The following is a 21,392-nucleotide window of genomic DNA, read 5'->3' on the forward strand; positions in this document are numbered from 1 at the left end:
GGAGTTTTCCCGATGGCCATGACTGGGACAGTCAAGTTCTTCAATGGAGAGCGCGGCTACGGCTTCATCAAGCCCGATGATGGCGGCCGCGATGTGTTCGTTCACATCACCGCCGTCGAGCGGGCTGGATTGAAGGACCTGACTGAAGGACAGCGCATTACATTCGAGGTCGAGCCGGACAAGAAGGGCAAGGGCCCCAAGGCGGTCAACCTGGTGATTTCATCGTGAGTGCGTGCGTGATCCAGATAAGCGCAAGCCGGGTTTCCGACTGGATCATGTGGCGCCCGAAAATCTGAGATCGTGCCGCGATTGCTGCGATCGCATCATGATCCCGGGCTTACGGCGAAGGCGGAATGAAGCGTTGCGTGTAAGATGCCTGTCGAGCGCATGAGGCGTGCTCGCGGCGTGGTCGCCTGCATGATGCGGCCGCCAATTGGTGGACTCCGCACCATTGCAATGTGCGGCCGATCAAATGCTCTTGCCGGACCAGCGACACCACGCTGTGCTCCTCTAGGAAGTCCATCGACGTAGTCCAAGTCGTCAGCACAAAAAGAAACCCGGCCGCGCATGGCGCAGCCGGGAGTTGATGGTCGACGGTTTCTTGTTCTCAGAAGTGATAGTTGATGCCGGCGCGGACCAGGCCGAAGCTGTAGCCGTTGGCTGCGCCGCCGGTGATGGCGAAGTTGCTGTTGGCGAGATCGACGTAGAGATATTCGATCTTGGCGCTCCAGTTCGGGGCAAAGCCCATTTCGGCGCCGGCGCCGACGGTCCAGCCCGCATTGGTGTGCGTCTCCGACACACCGAAGGTCTCGCCGCGCAGTTCGCCGAAGGCGATACCGCCGGTCGCGTAGAACAGCACGTTGTTGAAGGCATAGCCGGCGCGGCCGCGCACGGTGCCGAACCACGGATTGGAGAACTTCCAGGGCGCGAACGTATCGTCCGCGGCATTGGCCTGGATGTCGGCCTCGATGCCGAATACCCAGGGGGTGCCGTTCTGGAAATTGTAGCCGCCCTGGACACCGCCGGTGAAACCGGACGGCTTGGTCGGGTTGTTGTCGACCGAACCCCAATTGTAGCCGATGTTGCCGCCGAGATAGGGGCCGGCCCAGCTATAGGCATTGAGCGGCTGTTGGACGGTGTACGGCGATCCATAGTTGAGATCGGCTGCCGCCGCCGACGTCGTCCAGCCTGCCGCGATCAGTGCCAGCGCACGCAAAACCAACCGGGTCATCGGTACTCTCCACCACGCAACTGCCGTGACCGGCCGGCTTCGGCCGGCATGGTTACGGATTTCCACTTTATTTCGCTAAGGTTTATCGAGAGTTTTAAGTTAAAGGGCTGTTAAGGCCGGTTACCGCCCGCTCATCAGTCTTAACAATGTGTTACGTGTACTTCGCGGCGGGCGCGCGGGACCGGTAAACTCCTGCAATCGGCTTCTTTTTCCGACCTCACCGGCGCTGGCGACCGCCGCGTCCAGCGCTTAATTTACGGCCATGGTTCACGATTCTCCCGAGCGTCCGACGTCGCCCCCGCCAAAGCCGCGGCACGGTTCAAAATCCGATCTGGCGCAAGAATTGGCGCAACCCGACCCGGCGCTCGACGCAGCCGACGTCGATCCCGAAACCTCCGTCACTGACGAGGATGAGGAGGCACGCCTGCCCGACGCGCCGGAGGATGCGGCCGAGGCGATCGCCGAAGGACGGCTTGCGACCGGGCACGCCGCGATCGAGAACGCGGTCCGCCTCGCGCCGACGTCGCCCGGCGTCTACCGCATGCTAAATACCGCCAACGACGTGCTCTACGTCGGCAAGGCGAAGAACGTCCGCAAACGGCTGTCGTCCTATGCGCGCCCCAACGCGCCTCTGCCGGCGCGCATCCTGCGCATGATCGCGGCGACGACGCATGTCGAGATCATCTCGACCACCACCGAGACCGAGGCGCTGCTGCTCGAAGCCAATCTGATCAAGCAGCTGCGCCCGCGCTTCAACGTGCAGCTGCGCGACGACAAGTCGTTTCCCTATATCCTGATATCAGGCGACCACTGGGCGCCGCAGATCCTCAAGCATCGCGGCGCGCAGTCGCGACCCGGCCGCTATTTCGGCCCCTTCGCATCCGCCGGCGCGGTCAACCGCACCATCACGGCGCTGCAGCGCGCGTTCCTGATCCGCTCCTGCACCGACGGCTTCTTCGAGAGCCGCACGCGGCCCTGCTTGCTCTACCAGATCCGGCGCTGCGCCGGTCCCTGCACGCGCGAGATCGATTTCCCCGGCTACACCGAGCTGGTCCGCGAGGCGACCGAATTCCTGTCGGGCCGCAGCCACGCGGTGAAGCAATTGCTCGCCGCCGAGATGGAGAAGGCGTCGGGCGAGCTGGAGTTCGAGACCGCAGCAGTCTATCGCGACCGTCTCGCGGCGCTGTCGGCGATCCAGTCGCAGCAGGGCATCAATCCGCGCACCGTCGAAGAGGCCGATGTGTTCGCGATCCACCAGGACGGCGGCTATTCCTGCGTCGAGGTGTTCTTCTTCCGCACCGGCCAGAACTGGGGCAACCGCGCCTATTTCCCGCGGGCGGAGAAGACATTCACGCCGGAGGAGGTGCTGGCCTCGTTCCTTGCGCAATTCTACGACGACAAGCCGCCGCCGAAGCTGATCCTGCTGTCGCACGAGATCGAGGAAAGCGCCCTGCTCGCCGACGCGCTCTCGGTCAAGGCCGGATCCAAGGTCGAGGTCTCCGTGCCCAAGCGCGGCGAGAAAAAGGAGCTGGTCGGCCACGCCCTCACCAATGCGCGCGAGGCACTCGGCCGCAAGCTCGCCGATACCGCGACCCAGAGCCGGCTGCTGGAGGCCATGGTCACCACGCTCGGCCTGCCGCACGCACCGAAGCGCATCGAGGTCTACGACAACAGCCACATCCAGGGCACCAACGCGGTTGGCGCGATGATCGTGGCCGGTCCCGACGGGTTCATGAAGAACCAGTACCGCAAATTCAACATCAAGTCCGAGGGGCTGACGCCCGGCGACGACTACGGGATGATGCGGGAGGTGCTGGAGCGGCGCTTCAAGCGCCTGTTGAAGCCGCCCGAGGGCGGCGCCGCCAAGGACGGTGCCCAGGACGCAGCAAAGCCCAAGGCGAACGAAAAGCCGGACGACGATTCGTTCCCGCAATGGCCGGATCTCGTGATCATCGATGGCGGCCGCGGACAGCTCAACGCTGTTAGGGATATTTTCCAGACCCTCGGGCTGACCCAGGTCGCGCTGATGGCCGTCGCCAAGGGGCCGGAGCGGGATGCGGGGCGCGAAACCCTGTTCATGCCGGACCGCGAGGCCATCAAGCTGGAGCCGCGGGACCCCGTGCTCTATTTCATCCAGCGGCTGCGCGATGAGGCCCACCGCTTCGTCATCGGCTCGCACCGCAAGCTGCGCAAAAAGGACATAAGGGAGGCCGGCCTGCAGGAGATTCCGGGCATCGGCCCGTCGCGCAAACGTGCATTGCTGCATCATTTCGGAACCCTCAAGGAGATCGAGCGGGCCTCGATCGCCGATCTCGGCAAGGTTCCCGGCGTCAGCGCCGAGAGCGCCCGCAAAATTTTCGAGTTTTTCCACGCCCAGCCGGGTTAAAGGGAGCATGATTCATCAGGGCGTCGCCTGAGGGCGGCCATCTTGGGATCGCACTGTTGACCTTCTCGATTCAGCGGTATTGGTAAGACGGATGAACATCGCCACGACCCGGGGACAGCCCAAGTCCATGTCCCTCCCGAATATCCTGACCTACGCCCGGATCGCTGCGATCCCGGTGGTGGTCGGCTGCGTCTATTGGCAATCGATCATGGACGGCCCGTTGTGGCTGCGTTGGCTGGCCTTGGCCGTGTTCATCGCCGCCGGGGTCACCGACTACCTGGACGGCTATTACGCGCGGATCTGGGACCAGCAGTCGGCCTTCGGCCGGATGCTCGATCCGATCGCCGACAAGCTTCTGGTCGCCTCGTGCCTATTGATGCTGGCGGCCGACAACTCGATCCATGGCTGGACGCTGTGGGCCGCGATCGTGATCCTGTGCCGCGAGATCCTGGTCTCGGGCCTGCGCGAATACCTCGCCGGCCTGCGGGTCAGCGTCCCCGTCACCAAGCTGGCGAAATGGAAGACGACGATCCAGCTGGTGGCGATCGGCTTCCTGATCGCCGGCGAAGCGGGAGAGCAGATTTTCCCGCCGACCACCCTGATCGGCATCGCGCTACTGTGGATGTCGGCGATCTTCACGATCTACACCGGCTGGGATTATTTCCGCGCCGGCATTCATCACCTCATCAAGGAGGATGAGGGATGAAGGTGAAGTACTTCGCCTGGGTGCGCGAGCGGGTCGGCAAAGCCGAGGAGACCGTCGAGCCGCCGGCCGAGATTCGCACCGTCAGCGACCTGATCGGCTGGCTCGCAGCGCGCAGCGATGCCTACGCCTATGCCTTCGAGAAACCCAGGGTGATCCGCGCCGCGATCGACCAGGCCCATGTCAAACCGGATGCGGCGATATCGGGCGCCCGAGAGATCGCGTTTTTCCCGCCGATGACCGGAGGCTGAGACAGCGTTTTCAAGCGAAGTGGGTACCGGTTCGCGTGACGAAAACGCGCCAGACAAAAGAGACTTCATGACCACCGCAGCGACCATCCGCATCCAGGACGGCGACTTCGACGTCGCGCAGGAAATCGCTGCGCTGAGCAAGGGCCGTACCGACATCGGCGCGGTCGTCAGCTTCTCCGGCATCTGCCGCGGCAGCGAGCAGGGTGAGCCGATCGCGGCACTGATGCTCGAACATTACCCGGGCATGGCGGAAGCCGAAATCAAGCGCCACACCGACGAGGCGCTGTCGCGCTGGCCGCTGCAGGGCCTCACCGTCATCCACCGCTTCGGCCGCATCGCGCCGGGCGAGAACATCGTGCTGGTCGTGACCGCCTCGGCGCACCGGCAGGCCGCGTTCGAGGCCGCCGAGTTCCTGATGGACTATCTGAAGACCAGCGCACCGTTCTGGAAGCGCGAGGAAAGCGCGCGCGGCACCAGCTGGATCGAGGCCCACGGCCATGACGATGCGGCCGCCGCGCGCTGGACCAAATCCTGATGGCCAAACGCAGCAACGTGCCGGCGAAGCGCACCCCCGCCGCGCCGAAGCCGCCCAAGGTCGCCCCCGGCGAGCTTCAGACCTTGTTCGATTTCGTCCGCTACGCGGTCAGCCGCTTCAATGCGGCCAAGCTCGTGTTCGCGCACGGCACCACCGATCCGGTGGCGGAGGCCGCTTTCCTGGTCAGCGAGACGCTGCATCTGCATCCCGACCAGTTCGAGAGCTTCGCCAGCGCACGCGTCACCGCGGCCGAGGGCAAGCAGATCCTCGATCTGATCGAGCGCCGCATCGCGACGCGAAAGCCGGCCGCCTACCTCGTCAACAAGGTCTACATGCGCGGCCTGCCGTTCTATGTCGACGAGCGCACCATCGTGCCACGCTCCTTCATCGGCGAGTTGCTGGATTCGCATTTCGGCGGCGACGAGGACGGCACTTCGCTGATCGGCGATCCCACCGAGGTCGGACGCGTGCTCGACCTCTGCACCGGCTCCGGCTGCCTTGCGATCCTCGCCAGCCGGAACTTCCCCTACGCGGCGGTCGACGCGGTCGACATTTCAAGAGGCGCGATCGAGGTCGCCGAACGCAACGTCGCCGACCACGGTCTCGGGGATCGCCTGACATTGCATCGCGGCGACCTGTTCAAGCCGCTCGGCGACACGCGCTACGACCTCATCATTTCCAACCCGCCCTATGTCGACGCCGAGGGCATGGCGGCGCTGCCGCGCGAGTGCCGCGCCGAGCCCAAGCTGGCCTTCGACGGTGGCGCCGACGGGCTCGATATCGTCCACCGTATCCTGGATGGAGCCAAGCAACATTTGACCCCGCAGGGCGGATTGCTCTGCGAGATCGGACGCGGCCGCGACACGCTCGAAGCCGCCTGTCCGGACCTGCCGCTGCTCTGGCTCGACACCGAGGATTCCGACGGCGAGGTGTTCTGGATCGCCGCCGCGGACCTCTGATCCGGCGCGTCGAGCGCTGGGCCGCCCGACCGCTCGCTCCCGGGGCTTCGCGCGAAAATCGTGTGCAGTTCCAGCCGGTTCCAAAGAACGCTGGCCCGTCGAATCAACATTGATGCTAAGGTTACCGCCGTCTGGAGAGCACCGCGCGCGACATGATTCGCATTTCGACGATTTTCATCGCCATCTGCATGGTGCTGGTCGCAGCCTCGCTCGGCTTCGTCCTGTATTCGGTGGCGGGTATCAGCGGATCGGAATCGGCGATCGTGGCGCTCACCGCCCTCACCTTCCTGATCCTCTACAACGCGGTCTCGATGCGGCTGCGCGACCGCAGCGACGTCGGCGGCCAGATCGCGGATCTGTCGCGCGGCACCGCCGACCTCGCCCGTCAGGTCGCCGAATTCGGCCGCCGGCTGGCCGCGGTCGAGGGCCGTGTGACGTCGGCCAACTCCACCGGCTCCGACCGGTTGCAGGCGATGGCCGGCGAGATCAACGAGCTTGGCGTGCTGGTGAAGCAACTCGCGGCCTCCGTGGCCAGCCAGGAAGATCTGCTGGCGGCAGGCCCGATGGCATCGCCTTCCGGACTGCTGCGAGACGACCTGCTGCAGTCCCCCCCTCCGACACCGACCGCTGCTCCGGCCCCGACCGTGGCCGTGGCGCCTCGGCCAGCGCCGGCCGCCGCGATCGCGCGTAGCGGGGGCCAACTCCTGAACGCGGTGAAGACCGCCATCGAGGAGAACCGCCTCGACATCTACCTGCAACCAATGGTGACGCTGCCGCAGCGCAAGGTGCGCTACTACGAGGCAGTGTCGCGGCTGCGCGACGAGCGCGACCAGATCCTTGCTGCCGACGACTTCATCGGCGTCGCCGAGGCCGGCGGCCTGATCGGCCGCATCGACCACATGGTGATGCTGCGCTGTGTCCAGGTGCTGCGCCGCCTGATGGTACGCAACAAGGATGTCGGCGTGTTCTGCAATGTCTCCGCCGCGACGCTGGCAAATCCTGCCAATTTCACCCAGTGCCTGGACTTCCTCGAAGCCAACCGCGCGCTGGCGCCCTCCTTCGTGCTCGAGTTCAAGCAGGCGACGTTCCGCAATCTTGGCCCGACCGAGAGCGACAATCTCGCCGCGCTATCGCAACGCGGCTATCGCTTCTCGATCGACCATGTCAGCGACCTTCGCATCGAGCCGCGCGAGCTCGCCGAGCGCGGCGTCCGCTTCATCAAGGTGCCGGCCACGCTGTTGCTCGATCCCAAGCAGAGCGCGGCCACCGACATCCATCCCTCCGACCTCTCCGACCTCCTCGGCCGCTACGGCATCGACCTGATCGCCGAAAAGATCGAGGGCGAGCGCGCCGTGGTCGACCTGCTCGACTATGACGTCCGGTTCGGCCAGGGCTTCCTGTTCGCGCCGCCGCGGCCGTTGCGGCCGGAGGGGGCATCTGCTACCGCCGAGGCTCCCCAGACCAAGCCACAGGACCTCAATGGCGCCAGCAATTCAGCACCAGTCTCCAGCTCCGCCATGGAGCAGCCGCCACGCGCAACCGGCAATGCCGCACTGGCGCGCCGCGCCGTCGGTCCCACCTGATGGGCTTTTCCGGCCATGACGTCGCTTCGATTCGAGGAGCGGCTGCGCGACCTCGTCGGTGGCGTCGACGTCGTGCTGTCCGATATCTGGGGCGTCGTGCATAACGGACTTGAGTCCTTCCCGGAGGCCTGCGAGGCGCTGCATAATTTCCGCCAGCAGGGCGGCACCGTCATCCTGATCACCAATGCGCCGCGGCCGGCCGATTCCGTGCAGCGGCAACTCCGCAAGCTCGGCGTCGCCGACGAGACCTATGACGCCATCGTCTCTTCGGGCGACCTGACTCGTCATTTCGTCGCCGAGCATCCCGGCCAGAAGATCTTCTGGATCGGCCCGGAGCGCGACAGCTCGATCCATCGCGGCCTCGACACCACCATGGTGCCGCTGGAGCAGGCCGATTACATCATCTGCACCGGCCTGTTCGACGACGAGACCGAATCCGCCGAAGACTATCGCGACATGCTGACGAAGGCGCTCGAGCGCAAGCTCACCTTGGTCTGCGCCAATCCGGACATCGTGGTCGAGCGCGGCGATCGGCTGATCTACTGTGCCGGCGCCATTGCCGAACTCTATCGTGAGCTCGGCGGCGAGGTGATTTTCTACGGCAAGCCGCACCGGCCGATCTATGAGCGCGCCATGGCGCTGGCCACTGAGCGCCGCGGACGTTCGACCGAGCTGAGCCGCGTGCTGGCGATCGGCGATTCCGTGCGCACCGATCTGGCCGGCGCCCATGGCTTCGGTATCGATCTGCTGTTCATCACCCGGGGCATCCATTCCGACGAATTCGAGGGCATCGAGCAGCTCGATCCGGCCTCGGTGAAGGAATTGTTCGGTCATCCGCCCCGCGCGCTGATGCGCGAGCTGAAGTGGTAGCAGCAAAAACGGCTCAGCTCCCTCGCCCCGTTCTTCACGGGGTCGAGACGAGCGAAGCTCGCTCTTAGAGGGTTGGGGTGAGGGGCTGTCTCCGCAAACTCGAGAGACGTGAGTGCGCGGTGAGTCCCCCTCACCCGCCGCTTCGCGGCGACCTCTCCCCGCAAGCGGGGCGAGGTGAAGGCGCGCGCGGCCAAAATATCGAAAACAACCCCATGCAAAGTAGCCGGCGGCGGCCGCCGACGTTCGACCCATCAATTTGACACGTCGGGCAACTCACGGATATTCTTCCAATATTCCGAAATCGCGCAAAGACGCAAATGCCCGGGACAAGCCCGGGCATGACGAGAATTTCCGTCGATATGAGGGGGCGTGTTACGCCGTCGCCATGTCCGGAAACACCGCCTCGATCTTGGTCTTCAGCGTGGCGGCGTTGAACGGCTTGACGATGTAGTTGTTCACGCCGGCCTTCTTGGCCGCGATCACGTTCTCGGTCTTGGATTCCGCCGTGATCATGATGAAGGGCGTGGTGGCGAGATTGGGATCGGCGCGGACTTCCTTGAGCAGGTCGTAGCCAGTCATCGGCTCCATGTTCCAGTCGGAGATCACCAGGCCGTATTTCTTGCCGCGCATCTTGTTCAGCGCCGCCGAGCCGTCGGAGGCGTCGTCGATGTTCTCGAAGCCGAGCTGCTTGAGAAGATTCCGGATGATGCGGATCATGGTGCTGTAGTCATCAACGACCAGAACCGGCATGGACAAATCAACCGCCATCTTCTTCCCCCAAACGACGCTAACGCAATTACGCTTCTGCGCGATCTGCAACTCTCCGCCAAGGACTAGCAGCAGGCGTTAAACAGCGCGTTAACCCGCAGGAACCGGATTGTTACGGATTTGACGCGATTTTTCGCCCGCTTGACTTCCAAGCCGCCGGCACGTCACCGTCCGGCTGCAACGATCATGCTTAAGAATCCTTGAAGAACCCTGACATGAGCACTGGCTTTACCGTTATCCGCGACAACACCCCTGACAGCGCGATCCCGAAGGGCGCCGTGGTCGCGATGGGCAATTTCGACGGCGTCCATCTCGGCCACCGCGCCGTGATCGGTGCGGCGCTCGCAATGGGCAAGACCCATGGCAGGCCGGCGCTGGCGGTGACCTTCGAGCCGCATCCGCGCAGCTTCTTCAGCCCGAACAGCCCGCAATTCCGTCTCACGGACGAGACCAACAAGTTGCGGCTTCTCGCAGCGACCGGACTCTCCGGCGCCGTGGTCATGACCTTCGACAAGTCACGTGCCGGCACCTCGGCGCAGGATTTCATTCATCACGATCTGATCGGCCGGCTCGGCATCAGCGGAATCGCGGTCGGCTACGACTTCCATTTCGGCAAGGGCCGGGTCGGCTCGCCGAGCCTGCTCGTCAGTGAGGCGCCACGACTCGGCATCGAGGTCGACGTGCAGGCCCATGTCGACATCGAGGAACGCCCGGTATCATCAAGCGCCATCCGCATGGCGCTTGCCGAAGGCCAGATCGCGGACGCCGCCACCATGCTGGGCGGGCCGTGGTTCGTCACCGGCGAGGTGATCCATGGCGAGAAACGCGGCCGCGATCTCGGCTATCCCACCGCCAATATGCGGCTAGATAAGCATTGCGGGCTCAAGCACGGCATCTATGCCGTGCGGGTCGGTCTCGGCCAGGGAAACGACCAGATGCGGTTCGACGGCGTCGCGAGCTTCGGCCGCCGCCCGACCTTCGACAATGGCGCGCCGCTGCTCGAGGTGTTCCTGTTCGATTTCAAGGGCGATCTCTACGGCAAGGTCCTCGACGTCGCCTTCATCAGTTTCATTCGCGACGAGCTGAAATTCGACACCATCGAGGCGTTGATACGCCAGATGGACGACGACAGCGCCACCGCGCGCGCGGCCCTGGCCGCGGCGCCGGACGCGTTTCCGAAACTCGGAGTGATTGCTTGAAGACCGAAAAGCAAAAAATGCTCGCGGGCGAACTCTATCGCACGGACGATGAACTCGCCGCCGATCAGGCCGCGGCGAAGACGTGGATGGCGCGCTACAATGCGGCGCTGGCATCGCCGATCTCCGAACGATACGCCCTGCTCTGCGAACGCCTCGGCCGGGTCGGCAAGGACGCCGTGATCCGCCCGCCGTTCTTCTGCGACTACGGCACCAACATCAGCCTCGGCGACGGCGTGTTCCTCAACTTCAATTGCGTGATCCTCGACGTCGTCGAGGTCGTGATCGGCGATCGCACCCAGATCGGCCCCGCGGTCCAGATCTATACCGCCGACCATCCGCGCGACGCCGAAACCCGGCGCACCGGCCTCGAATTCGGCCGCCCGATCCGGATCGGCAGCGACGTCTGGATCGGCGGCGGTGCCATCATCCTGCCCGGCGTCACGATCGGTGACGGCGCGCTGGTCGGTGCCGGAAGCGTCGTCACGCGGGACGTCGCGCCGGGCGCAACGGTGGCGGGAAATCCGGCCCGGCCGCGGCCCGGCTAGCGCGTGACGAAGTCACGTTGAATCGGTCGTGCGGCAGACTGGCTGCTTGCGGGAGAGGGAGCACACCTCCTCCTTTGGGTTGCCGTTCGACCTAATCTCATGGTGCTTTGGCGGCCTCCCGCGGTCCGGTTTGCGGGAAACCGGGGGCTTTGCGATTTCCCGCCCGGCTGCTATGGAAAACGCCATGTTTTCGCGGCGCATCATACGGATTAGCGGCCCGGCTTCCGCCTGAGCCTCCAGGCTCGGCGCAAGACCGGGATGTCCTCGTTTCACCGCGATCGACCGCGTTTCCGCGCCCTCTCCTGCCAAAATCAGAGCCTTTATGTCCGACAAGCCGCAAAAGACCGACGCCAACGACTATTCCAAGACCCTCTATTTGCCGCAGACGGATTTCCCGATGCGCGCCGGCCTGCCCCAGCGCGAGCCGGAGATCCTGAAGCGCTGGAACGAGATCGGCCTCTACGAGAAACTCCGCCAGTCCGCCGAGGGCCGCGCCAAATTCGTGCTGCATGACGGCCCGCCCTATGCCAACGGCCACATCCATATCGGGCATGCGCTGAACAAGATCCTCAAGGACGTCGTGACCAAGAGCCAGCAGATGCTCGGCTTCGACTCCAACTACGTGCCGGGCTGGGACTGCCACGGCCTGCCGATCGAATGGAAGATCGAGGAGGAGAATTACCGCTCCAAGGGCAAGCAGAAGCCGGATTTCCGTGACTCCGCCGCGATGGTCGCATTCCGCAGGGAATGCCGCGTCTATGCAACGCACTGGATCAACGTGCAGCGCGAGGAGTTCAAGCGGCTCGGTATCATCGGCGACTGGGACCATCCCTACGAGACGATGAGCTATCCGGCCGAGGCCCAGATCGCGCGCGAGCTGATGAAGTTCGCCGCCAACGGCACGCTCTATCGCGGCTCGAAACCGGTGATGTGGAGCGTGGTCGAGAAGACCGCGCTCGCTGAGGCCGAGGTCGAGTATGAGGATTACACTTCGGATACGGTATGGGTGAAATTCCCGGTCAAGCACATTCCTATGCAGAGTGTCAGCCCTGGGCAGAAACTCACGTACCACCCGATGCTGCCGGAAAATACGTCAGTCGTTATCTGGACGACGACGCCTTGGACACTCCCAGGTAATCGCGCGATTAGCTTCTCGCCCAAAATCTCGTATGGTCTTTATCGCGTTGTGGACGCTCCCGCGGACAATTGGGCCAAACCGAACGACTTCCTGATCCTCGCGGACAAGTTAGCTCCCGAAGTCTTCAAGCAAGCCCGCGTAACCTCTTTTACAAGGGTCGACGACGTTTCTGCAGAGACATTGGCGGCTTACGTTTACAGGCATCCACTCGCGGACTTTAACGCCGGATATCAATTCAATGTACCGATGCTCGCCGGCGACCACGTCACCGACGATACCGGCACCGGCTTCGTGCATACGGCCCCCGGCCATGGCCGCGAGGACTTCGACGTCTGGACAGCGATGGCGCGCGAACTCGACGAGCGCGGCATCAACACCGCGATCCCCTACACCGTCGACGAGAACGGCGCCTATACCGCACAGGCCCCGGGCTTCACCGGCAAGCGCGTGCTCAACGACAAGGGCGAAAAGGGTGACGCCAACGAGGCCGTGATCAAGGCGCTAATCGAGCGTGGCATGCTGCTCGCGCGCGGCCGGCTCAAGCACCAGTATCCGCATTCCTGGCGCTCCAAGAAACCGGTGATCTTCCGCAACACGCCGCAATGGTTCATCGCGATGGACAAACCCATCGTGGACGACGGCCACGCCAGGAAGGGCGACACGCTGCGCGCCCGCGCGCTGCATGCGATCTCGGTGACGCAATGGGTGCCGCCGGCGGGCCAGAACCGCATCAACGGCATGATCGCAAACCGCCCCGACTGGGTGATCTCGCGCCAGCGCGCCTGGGGCGTGCCGATCGCCGTGTTCGTGCGCGAGGCGGGCGACGGCTCGGCCGAGATCCTGCAGGACGAGGTCGTCAACCAGCGCATCGCCGAGGCATTCATGGAGGAAGGCGCCGACGCCTGGTACATGGAAGGCGCCCGCGAACGCTTCCTCGGGAAACGTTCGTCCGAGGACTGGAAGAAAGTCGACGACATCTGCGACGTCTGGTTCGATTCCGGCTCCACGCATGCGTTCGTACTGGAAGACCGGCAGAACTTCCCCAATCTCGGCCACATCGTCCGCAAGATCGACGGCGGCGACGATACCGTGATGTATCTGGAAGGTAGCGATCAGCATCGCGGCTGGTTCCACTCCTCGCTGCTGGAGAGTGCCGGCACGCGTGGCCGCGCTCCTTACGACATCGTGCTGACCCACGGCTTCACGCTGGACGAGAACGGCCGCAAGATGTCGAAGTCGCTCGGCAACACGGTCGAGCCGCAGAAGGTGATCAAGGATTCCGGCGCCGACATCCTCAGGCTGTGGGTCTGCGCCACCGACTATGCCGATGACCAGCGCATCGGTCCGGAGATCCTGAAGAACACGATCGAGACCTACCGCAAGCTGCGCAACTCGATCCGCTGGATGCTCGGCACGCTGCACCACTTCAAGCCCAGCGAGAAGGTCGCCACTGCCGACATGCCCGAGCTGGAGCGGCTGATGCTGCACGGGCTTGCGGGACAGGCGGAGACCATCCGCAAGGCATATGCCGAATTCGATTACAAGACGGTGATCGCAAGCCTCTCCGCCTTCATGAACACCGAATTGTCGGCGTTCTATTTCGATATCCGCAAGGACACGCTGTATTGCGATCCGCCGTCCTCGGTGGCACGCAAGGCGGCGCTGACCACGATCGACGTGCTGTGTGACGCGATCCTGCGGTGGCTTGCGCCGGTGCTGAGCTTCACGACGGACGAGGCATGGCGGATGTACCGCCCGGACGCCGAGCCGTCGGTGCACCTGACGTTGTTCACGGACAATCTCGAGCAGTTCCGCGACGACGCCCTCGCCGCGAAATGGGAGACGATCCGCAACGTGCGCCGTGTCGTCACCGGCGCGCTCGAGCTCGAACGCGCCGCCAAGAATATCGGCTCGTCGCTGGAGGCCTCGCCGGTCATCTACATCGCTGACCGGGATACGCTGGCAACGCTGTTCGACGTCGACCTCGCCGAAATCTGCATCACCTCGAACTATGAGGTGCGCGAGGGCGAGGCGCCCGCCAATGCGTTCCGTCTGGACGCCGTGCCCGGCGTCGCCGTAGTGGTGGAGAAAGCGGTTGGCACGAAATGCGCGCGCTCGTGGAAGATCCTGCCCACGGTCGGCGAGGACCCCGAATATCCCGACGTCTCGCCGCGCGACGCGCTGGCGCTGCGCGAGTGGAAGGCGCTGGGGGTCACCGCTTGACCTCCCCGCACCGTGCCGGCGTGCTCGCGGCGATCACGACCCTGATCGTCGATCAGGGCTCCAAGCTGTGGCTGCTGCACGTGCTTGACATCGCCCATCTCGGCGCGGTGCGGGTGACGCCGTTCTTCGACCTGGTGCTGGCCTTGAATCCGGGGATCAGCTTCGGCTGGTTTCAGAGCGAGAGCCCGGCGGCACAGATCCTTCTGATGGCGGTCAAGGCCGCCGCCGTGATCGCGCTGGCAATCTGGATGGCGCGGTCGCGGACCCTGCTTGCCACGGTCGCGCTTGGCCTGATCATCGGCGGCGCCATCGGCAACGGGATCGACCGCTTCGCCTATGGGGCAGTGGTCGATTTTGCCCTGTTTCACATCCGGATCGGGGAAAATACCTTCAATTGGTATGTGTTTAACCTCGCCGATGCGGCCATCGTTGCCGGTGTAGCAGCCCTGTTGTATGATTCGTTCCTGGGGGTACCCGCCGCAAAAGCGCCCTGATCCCGGCCGATACGAGCCGGTCGGCAGTAGACAGGCTGCATGCAGCGGAACTGTGCCTAAGCCAGTGAACGCTTTGCCGAAATTTGAGATGGGAAGAGCGCGATGCGCAACACCGATATCAGCGGTTACCTGACCTGGACCTCGCGGCTGACGCTGATGCGCGGCCTGCGACTGGCGTTCGTTGCGGCAGGCATCGGATTGGTCATGTCGGCCGGCCCGGTGCGCGCCGGCGACGATGACGATGACGACGATGGCATGACCTTCGAAGAGCGGATCATCGACAATCTGATGTCGGGGCTCGGCGCCAAGAGCGCGACGAGCAAGGGCATCGAATACCGCGAGCGCTCCCCGCTGGTAGTTCCGCCGAAACTCGACCTGCCGCCGCCGGCCTCCGCTACCCAGGCCAATGCGCCGAACTGGCCGAAGGATCCTGACGTCGCCAGGCGCAAGGCTGCGATCGAGGCGCGGAAGAAGGAAGTCAAGAAGAAGGAGCCATGGCAAGAGGGGCAGCCGCTCACGCCGGCCGAGATTGAAGCAGGCAGGAAGCAGCAGACTGCCACCGAAAGCAGCAAGGAGCCGCTGGAGCCCGGCGTGGCCAAGAACCCTTCGCTGATGCCGGAACAGCTCGGCTACAAGGGTGGTCTACTCGGCATCTTCAAGGGCAACAGCGCCGAGTCTGCACCGTTCAAGGGTGAGCCGCCGCGCGAAAGCTTGACCGAGCCCCCTGTGGGCTACCAGACGCCGTCGTCGAACTTCGCCTATGGCACCGGGCCGCAGAAGCCGCTGGTGAAAGAGGGCCAATACGACACCATGACCGGCAAGCCGATCCAGTAGTTGCGTGACCTCCACCGGCCCGGCCTCACGTGAGCAAAGCTTAATGCGGGGTGGCGCGTGTCTCCCTGCTTCGTGACATCAGGCATGGGCAGTCCCGTGTAGGATGCCATGCTTTCGCGCCCCGACCGCGTGTCCGGGCTTCCATAAGGATCATGATGCCCTTACGCCGAGCGACTGCCCTTTTCGCTGCCGCCCTCGTTTCCACGATCTCGCTGTCGAGCAGCGGCCTCCGCGCCCAGACCACGGTTACCTCCGAACGCCCCGCCAGCTTCACACTCGATAACGGCCTGCAGGTCGTGGTGATCCCCGATCACCGCACGCCCGTCGTGACGCAGATGATCTGGTACAGGGTCGGCTCCGCCGACGAGACGCCAGGCAAATCCGGACTCGCGCATTTCCTCGAGCATCTGATGTTCAAGGGCACCGCCAAGCACCCGGCCGGCGAGTTCTCGCAGACGGTGCTGCGGGTCGGCGGCAATGAGAACGCGTTCACTTCGACCGACTACACCGGCTTCTTCCAGCGCGTGCCGCGCGAGCAGCTCGCCTCCATGATGGAGTTCGAGGCCGACCGCATGACCGGCCTCGTCCTCAAGGACGAGAACGTGCTGCCCGAGCGCGATGTCGTGCTGGAAGAATACAACATGCGCGTCGCCAACAATCCGGATGCGCGGCTGACCGAGCAGATCATGGCCGCGCTGTATCTCAACCATCCCTATGGCCGCCCAGTGATCGGCTGGCACCAGGAGATTGAAAAGCTGGACCGCGAGGATGCGCTCGCGTTCTACCGGCGCTTCTACGCCCCGAACAACGCGATCCTGGTCATCGCCGGCGACGTCGACATCAAGGACATCCGCCCGCTGGTGGAGAAGAATTTCGGCCCGATCCCGGCGCAGCATTCGATCCCTGAAAAACGTATCCGGCCGCAGGAGCCGACGCCGGTGGCGCCGCGCACCGTGACGCTGTCGGATCCGCGCGTCGAACAGCCCGGGCTGCGCCGCTATTACCTGGTGCCGTCGGCCACGACCGCCGCAGCAGGCGAAAGCCCCGCGCTCGATGTGCTCGCGCAATTGATGGGCGGCGGCGCCAACTCCTATCTCTACCGCGCGCTGGTGCTCGACAAGGGCCTGGCGATCTCAGCCGGCGCCGGCTACCAGGGCACGGCACTCGATCCGTCGCAGTTCTCGATCTCGGTGACGCCGAAGCAAGGCGTCGAGTTCGCGCAGATCGAGGATGTGATCGACAAGGTGATCGCCGACCTCGCGCAGAATACCGCGAAGGCCGAGGACCTCGAGCGGGTCAAGACCCAGCTGATTGCCGAAGCGATCTACGCCCAGGACAATCAGGCGACGCTGGCGCGCTGGTATGGCGGGGCACTTACCACCGGTCTCAGCATCGACGATATCAGGAGCTGGCCGGACCGCATCCGCGCCGTCACCGCCGCGCAGGTGCGCGACGCCGCCGCCAAATGGCTCGACAAGAAGCGCTCGGTGACCGGCTATCTGATCAAGGATACTGCGCCGAAACGCGAGGAGAAGCGCTCGTGACCTATTCCCTCACCCGCCGCGCGGCACTGATCGGCAGCGCCTGCGCCGCGATGCTGACGCTGACATCGGCGCCTTCGCAGGCCGCGGCCAAGATCCAGAAGCTGGTATCGCCCGGCGGCATCGAGGCGTGGTTCGTGCAGGACGCGACCGTGCCCCTGATCGCGATGGAGTATGCCTTCAGCGGCGGCGCGAGCCAGGATCCGGCCGGCAAGCCCGGCGTCGGCAATCTGGTCGCCGACCTGCTCGATGAAGGCTCAGGCGATCTCAACTCCAACGCCTACCATGAGCGGCTCGACCGCCGCGCCATCGAGTTGAGCTTCGCCGCGGCGCGCGATCACTTCCGCGGCTCGCTTCGCATGCTCAAGGACAATAAGGACGAAGCCTACGATTTGTTGCGGATGGCGCTGACATCGGCGCATTTCGAGCCGGTCGATGTCGAGCGCATCCGCGGCCAGGTGATCTCGAACCTGCGCCGTGAATCGACCAATCCCTCTTCGCTGGCGGGCCGCAAGTTCCTCGAAGTCGCGTTCGGCGACCATCCCTATGGCAGGTCGGCCACCGGCACGCTGGACAGCGTGCCGAAGATCGAGATCGCCGACCTGAAGGACTATGCGCGCCGGATCATCGCCAGGGATACGCTGCGTATCGCCGTGGTCGGCGACGTCGATCCCGATACGTTGGGCAAGCTGCTCGACAAGACCTTCGGCAGCCTGCCGGCCAAGGCCGAGCTGACGCCGGTTCCCGATGTCGTGGCGACCAGGCCGCCGCAGCGCGCCTTCATCCCGCTCGACGTGCCGCAGACCGTCGTCACCTTCGGCGGCCCCGGCATCAACCGGCACGACCCGGATTTCATGGCCGCCTATGTGGTGAATCACATTCTCGGCGGCGGCGGCCTTTCGTCGCGGCTCTACAGGGAAGTGCGCGAGAAGCGCGGGCTGGCCTATTCGATCTATGAAGCGCTGCTCTGGATGGATCACTCCTCGCTGTTCATCGGCAACACCGGCACCCGTGCCGATCGCGCCGGCGAGACCGTCGATGCGATCGAGAAGGAAATCCGCCGCATCGCCGAGGAAGGCCCGACGCAGCAGGAACTCGACGAGGCGAAGTCCTACCTCAAGGGCTCGCAGATGCTGGCGCTCGACACCTCCTCCAAGCTGGCGCAGGCGATGCTGCAATACCAGCTCGACAAGTTGCCGATCGACTATATCGAGAAGCGCAACGCCATCGTCGACGCGGTAACGCTTGACGATACCAAGCGGGTCGCGAAGAAGCTCTGGGGCGAAGGCCTGCTCACCGTCATCGTCGGCCGCGCCCCACAGGCCGCCGCCCAGCCGGCAGCGGCGGCGCCGAAGTCGAACTGAGTTTCTACACACACTGCCGTTGCGGCCACCCCTCTCCCCCAGCCCTCCCCCGCAAGGGGGGAGGGAGCCTGAGAGGGGTGCTCACCTCACATCGCGTCACAACGACAGTTTAGTGATGAGGATATTGGTAAGGGACGCACCGGCGGCTGGGCTCCCTCCCCCCTTGCGGGGGAGGGTTGGGGAGAGGGGTGGCCGCGCGCACCGGCCGCAGACGTAGCCGACCCTGCATCAACGGCGCCCAAGCGGACCCACGCCAAACCCGCTATCTTGCACCTGCCGATTCTTCTTCACCCGGTGATGCCATGCTGCGGGTCTCCCGCGACCTTACAATCGACGATGATGACATCGAGATCGTTTTTGTCCGCGCCTGCGGTCCGGGCGGGCAAAACGTCAACAAGGTCTCGACCGCAGCGCAGCTCCGCTTCGACACCAACAAGATCACATTGCCGGCGGACGCCGCGCAGCGGCTCGCTCGCCTGGCCGGCAGCCGCATGACCAAGGACGGCGTGATCGTGATCCAGGCCTTTCGCTTCCGTAGCCAGGAGCGCAATCGCGCCGATGCGATCGAGCGGCTGCTCGAGATGTTGAAAGAGGCGATGGTGCGGCCGACGCCGCGGCGGGCGACCAAACCGACGTTCGGCTCCAAGCAGCGCCGGCTCGAAGGCAAGAAGCGTCGCGGCGACGTCAAGGCGGGGCGCGGCACTCGCGGCCTCGACGACTGACACCGGAGTTCCGGATGCGGCGCGAGACACCGCATCCGGATTTTGCAGAATCAATAGCGCTTGTTGCCGGCGTCCGTGCCGGTCGCCTTCGGCGACGTGGCGTGGCCGGAACCGACGGTGGTCTTGTTCCCTGCCTTGGCATTGACGCTGCCCTTTTGCGCCGGCGCCGCTGTTTGTGACTCGAATTCCTCATCGCCGCTGCCTGACAATCCCCCAGGCGCGGTGGTTTTCCCCTGTGCGCCGCTGCGCATCTGCGTGTCCGATGACACGCCCTGCGCGAGGACGGGGCTGGCCAGCGCTGCCGAAACAGCAAAAGCGAGCACTACGGTTTTCGCAAACTTCATCCATTTCTCCTCGGATAGTGAATAGCGATGGACGGTGCGGCGCGTGTGCGCGCCGTTTGCGGCACCGAACCTGACTCATCGCGAGCGAACCAAATTTGCGCAAACGACGCACGCGCGATGCAAGCTGTGTCGTGTGGTCATCGTGCAAAGATTTCGCGGTCATTTTGCGAAATTCGCGTTCGCATATGCGGCAAACACCGGTTCCGTTTTCCGGTCCGCGCCCGCTTTTGTTCTACGATGAAACAGCCCGCTACTACCACCGGCAGTTTTGCGCACCCTACAGTCATTGCACGCCAACGGTGATGTGGATGACAAAGCTGCGCGCAGGATGGACGATCGGGCTCGGATTGTGCGGCGCGATGGTTGCGGTGCAAATGGCGGCCGCGCAAATGCCCTTGCCCGCCGCCAAGCCGCCCGATGCTCCGACGCTGTTCAAGCAGCAATGCGCGACCTGCCACACATCAAACACGTCAGATCCGGTACGGCAGGGGCCATCGCTCTACAAGATCATCGGCCGGCGCGCCGGCAAGGCTGACGGCTTCAAGTACTCCGCAGGCTTCGCCAAGGCCGATTTCGTCTGGGACGACACCAGGCTCGATGCCTGGCTGACCAATCCCCAGGAGGTCATTCCCGGCGCCGTCATGGCGTATCGGCAGGCCAAGCCGGAAACCCGCGCCATGATCATCGCCTATCTGAAGGAGCTGAACTGAATGGCGAAACCCGTTCATTCCATGATCCGCGTGTTCGACGAGGCCAAGGCGCTCGACTTCTATCACCGCGCGTTCGGGCTCGAGATCGCGGACAATCTGCGCTTCCCCGATTTCGCGCTGATCTATCTGCGCCATCCCTCCTCGCCCTTCGAGGTCGAGCTCACCGTCAATTTCGACCGCAAGGAGGCTTACGCACTCGGCGACGGCTACGGCCATCTCGCCGTCGTCGTCGATGACGTCGACGCCGAGCACGCCCGCTTTGAGAAAGAGAAGCTGTCGCCGGGTCCGCTGCGCGACTTCAAGCATGACGGCAAGACGCTGGCGCGCTTCTTCTTCGTCTCCGATCCCGACGGCTACAAGATCGAGGTGATCCAGCGCGGCGGGCGGTTTGGATAAATCAAAAATCAACATAACAATCTACGGAGGAAACCCATGAGAGAAGTCGATCGTCGCAGTAAATTCGACCGCCGCGTCTTTCTCAAAGGCGCCGCCGCGACCGCGCCCGCGGTCGCCATCGCGACCAGCACGGGACTCGGCGTCACCGACGCCTGGGCCGATGAGGCGAGCACGCTGCCGCCGGCCACGCTGAAGACCCTGTTGAAGATGGCGCGCGACATCTACCCGCACGATTTCCTCGGCGACACCTACTACATAGCAGCCGTCAAACCGTGGGACGACAAGGCGGCGAAGGACCCGGCGGTGAAATCGCTGATCAATGACGGCGTGGCCCGCCTCGATCAGGAGGCCAATGACCGCCACAAGATGCCTTACGTCCAGATTGCCTGGGAGAACGACCGCGTCGCGCTGCTGCAGCGGATCGAGCAGAGCGCCTTCTTCCAGAAGATTCGCGGCGACCTCGTCGTCTCGCTCTACAACCAGAAAGAGGTGTGGCCGAAGTTCGGCTACGAGGGCTCCTCCGCCGAACATGGCGGCTACATCAAGCGCGGCTTCGCCGACATCGACTGGCTGCCGAAGGCCTGAACGGACAACGC

The 21,392-nt window shown here is 64.3% G+C and carries 22 protein-coding genes; 19 read left to right on the forward strand and 3 right to left on the reverse strand.

Features of this window, described 5'->3' with window-relative positions; all coding sequences use genetic code 11:
- Positions 1 to 12: 12 nt before the first annotated feature.
- Entirely contained in the window at positions 13 to 228 is a 216-nt protein-coding gene (locus ACP2YO_RS40400; RefSeq protein ID WP_028350729.1) for a cold-shock protein, read from the forward strand.
- Positions 229 to 607: 379 nt separating this feature from the next.
- Here the strand turns inward: ACP2YO_RS40400 and ACP2YO_RS40405 are convergent, their stop codons facing one another.
- Positions 608 to 1,231 carry an outer membrane protein gene (locus ACP2YO_RS40405; RefSeq protein ID WP_426436760.1) on the reverse strand — a complete coding sequence of 208 codons (624 nt, stop codon included), beginning with the start codon at positions 1,229 to 1,231 and terminating at the stop codon, positions 608 to 610.
- Positions 1,232 to 1,493: 262 nt separating this feature from the next.
- Between ACP2YO_RS40405 and uvrC the strand changes: the two genes are divergently transcribed.
- The 7 genes from uvrC to ACP2YO_RS40440 all read left to right on the forward strand — a co-directional run bounded on the left by uvrC (position 1,494) and on the right by ACP2YO_RS40440 (position 8,518).
- Positions 1,494 to 3,617 carry an excinuclease ABC subunit UvrC gene (uvrC, locus tag ACP2YO_RS40410; RefSeq protein WP_426436761.1) on the forward strand — a complete coding sequence of 708 codons (2,124 nt, stop codon included), beginning with the start codon at positions 1,494 to 1,496 and terminating at the stop codon, positions 3,615 to 3,617.
- A 91-nt stretch (positions 3,618 to 3,708) separates the two neighbouring features.
- A complete protein-coding gene (gene pgsA, locus ACP2YO_RS40415; RefSeq protein ID WP_426436762.1) occupies positions 3,709 to 4,323 on the forward strand; it encodes a CDP-diacylglycerol--glycerol-3-phosphate 3-phosphatidyltransferase in 615 nt (204 codons plus the stop codon).
- A complete protein-coding gene (gene moaD, locus ACP2YO_RS40420) occupies positions 4,320 to 4,571 on the forward strand; it encodes a molybdopterin converting factor subunit 1 (RefSeq protein WP_426436763.1) in 252 nt (83 codons plus the stop codon). The genes pgsA and moaD overlap by 4 nt, the downstream gene beginning before the upstream one ends.
- 67 nt (positions 4,572 to 4,638) lie before the next feature.
- Entirely contained in the window at positions 4,639 to 5,106 is a 468-nt protein-coding gene (locus ACP2YO_RS40425; protein WP_426436764.1) for a molybdenum cofactor biosynthesis protein MoaE, read from the forward strand.
- A complete protein-coding gene (gene prmB, locus ACP2YO_RS40430; RefSeq protein WP_426436765.1) occupies positions 5,106 to 6,065 on the forward strand; it encodes a 50S ribosomal protein L3 N(5)-glutamine methyltransferase in 960 nt (319 codons plus the stop codon). The genes ACP2YO_RS40425 and prmB overlap by 1 nt, the downstream gene beginning before the upstream one ends.
- A gap of 152 nt (positions 6,066 to 6,217) precedes the next feature.
- Positions 6,218 to 7,648 carry an EAL domain-containing protein gene (locus ACP2YO_RS40435; protein ID WP_426436766.1) on the forward strand — a complete coding sequence of 477 codons (1,431 nt, stop codon included), beginning with the start codon at positions 6,218 to 6,220 and terminating at the stop codon, positions 7,646 to 7,648.
- A gap of 15 nt (positions 7,649 to 7,663) precedes the next feature.
- On the forward strand, positions 7,664 to 8,518 hold the full coding sequence (locus ACP2YO_RS40440; RefSeq protein ID WP_426436767.1) for a TIGR01459 family HAD-type hydrolase: 855 nt from the start codon (positions 7,664 to 7,666) through the stop codon (positions 8,516 to 8,518).
- Positions 8,519 to 8,890: 372 nt separating this feature from the next.
- Here the strand turns inward: ACP2YO_RS40440 and ACP2YO_RS40445 are convergent, their stop codons facing one another.
- A complete protein-coding gene (locus ACP2YO_RS40445) occupies positions 8,891 to 9,286 on the reverse strand; it encodes a response regulator (protein ID WP_016844467.1) in 396 nt (131 codons plus the stop codon).
- A gap of 215 nt (positions 9,287 to 9,501) precedes the next feature.
- On the opposite strand from ACP2YO_RS40445, the gene ACP2YO_RS40450 reads away from it, so the two are divergent.
- The 8 genes from ACP2YO_RS40450 to arfB all read left to right on the forward strand — a co-directional run bounded on the left by ACP2YO_RS40450 (position 9,502) and on the right by arfB (position 19,346).
- Positions 9,502 to 10,485, forward strand: a complete 984-nt coding sequence (locus ACP2YO_RS40450) for a bifunctional riboflavin kinase/FAD synthetase (RefSeq protein ID WP_426436768.1) — start codon at positions 9,502 to 9,504, stop codon at positions 10,483 to 10,485.
- A gap of 17 nt (positions 10,486 to 10,502) precedes the next feature.
- The gene (locus ACP2YO_RS40455) at positions 10,503 to 11,030 is read left to right on the forward strand and encodes a sugar O-acetyltransferase (RefSeq protein ID WP_426443441.1); all 528 of its coding nucleotides are present in this window, start codon (positions 10,503 to 10,505) and stop codon (positions 11,028 to 11,030) included.
- Positions 11,031 to 11,352: 322 nt separating this feature from the next.
- On the forward strand, positions 11,353 to 14,391 hold the full coding sequence (gene ileS / locus ACP2YO_RS40460) for an isoleucine--tRNA ligase (RefSeq protein WP_426436769.1): 3,039 nt from the start codon (positions 11,353 to 11,355) through the stop codon (positions 14,389 to 14,391).
- Positions 14,392 to 14,411: 20 nt separating this feature from the next.
- On the forward strand, positions 14,412 to 14,885 hold the full coding sequence (lspA, locus tag ACP2YO_RS40465) for a signal peptidase II (RefSeq protein WP_426436770.1): 474 nt from the start codon (positions 14,412 to 14,414) through the stop codon (positions 14,883 to 14,885).
- Positions 14,886 to 14,987: 102 nt separating this feature from the next.
- Positions 14,988 to 15,719, forward strand: coding sequence for a hypothetical protein (locus tag ACP2YO_RS40470; protein ID WP_426436771.1), 732 nt, complete (start codon positions 14,988 to 14,990; stop codon positions 15,717 to 15,719).
- 155 nt (positions 15,720 to 15,874) lie between these two features.
- Positions 15,875 to 17,263, forward strand: coding sequence for a M16 family metallopeptidase (locus ACP2YO_RS40475; protein WP_426436772.1), 1,389 nt, complete (start codon positions 15,875 to 15,877; stop codon positions 17,261 to 17,263).
- Positions 17,260 to 18,624, forward strand: coding sequence for a M16 family metallopeptidase (locus ACP2YO_RS40480; protein ID WP_426436773.1), 1,365 nt, complete (start codon positions 17,260 to 17,262; stop codon positions 18,622 to 18,624). Before ACP2YO_RS40475 ends, ACP2YO_RS40480 begins: the two co-directional genes overlap by 4 nt.
- Before the next feature lie 302 nt (positions 18,625 to 18,926).
- Positions 18,927 to 19,346 (forward strand): alternative ribosome rescue aminoacyl-tRNA hydrolase ArfB, encoded by a 420-nt coding sequence (gene arfB, locus ACP2YO_RS40485; protein ID WP_426436774.1) that lies wholly within the window; start codon positions 18,927 to 18,929, stop codon positions 19,344 to 19,346.
- Between the two features lie 50 nt (positions 19,347 to 19,396).
- Here arfB and ACP2YO_RS40490 read toward each other — a convergent pair whose 3' ends face one another.
- Positions 19,397 to 19,690 (reverse strand): hypothetical protein, encoded by a 294-nt coding sequence (locus ACP2YO_RS40490; RefSeq protein WP_426436775.1) that lies wholly within the window; start codon positions 19,688 to 19,690, stop codon positions 19,397 to 19,399.
- Between the two features lie 389 nt (positions 19,691 to 20,079).
- On the opposite strand from ACP2YO_RS40490, the gene ACP2YO_RS40495 reads away from it, so the two are divergent.
- The 3 genes from ACP2YO_RS40495 to ACP2YO_RS40505 are packed head-to-tail and all read left to right on the forward strand — an operon-like array spanning position 20,080 to position 21,381.
- Entirely contained in the window at positions 20,080 to 20,400 is a 321-nt protein-coding gene (locus tag ACP2YO_RS40495; RefSeq protein WP_426443442.1) for a c-type cytochrome, read from the forward strand.
- Positions 20,401 to 20,796 (forward strand): VOC family protein, encoded by a 396-nt coding sequence (locus ACP2YO_RS40500; protein WP_426436776.1) that lies wholly within the window; start codon positions 20,401 to 20,403, stop codon positions 20,794 to 20,796. It begins immediately after the preceding gene.
- A gap of 36 nt (positions 20,797 to 20,832) precedes the next feature.
- The gene (locus ACP2YO_RS40505) at positions 20,833 to 21,381 is read left to right on the forward strand and encodes a gluconate 2-dehydrogenase subunit 3 family protein (RefSeq protein ID WP_426436777.1); all 549 of its coding nucleotides are present in this window, start codon (positions 20,833 to 20,835) and stop codon (positions 21,379 to 21,381) included.
- The last annotated feature ends 11 nt before the right edge of the window (positions 21,382 to 21,392 follow it).

Source organism: Bradyrhizobium genosp. P (genome assembly GCF_049949265.1).
GTDB lineage: Bacteria > Pseudomonadota > Alphaproteobacteria > Rhizobiales > Xanthobacteraceae > Bradyrhizobium.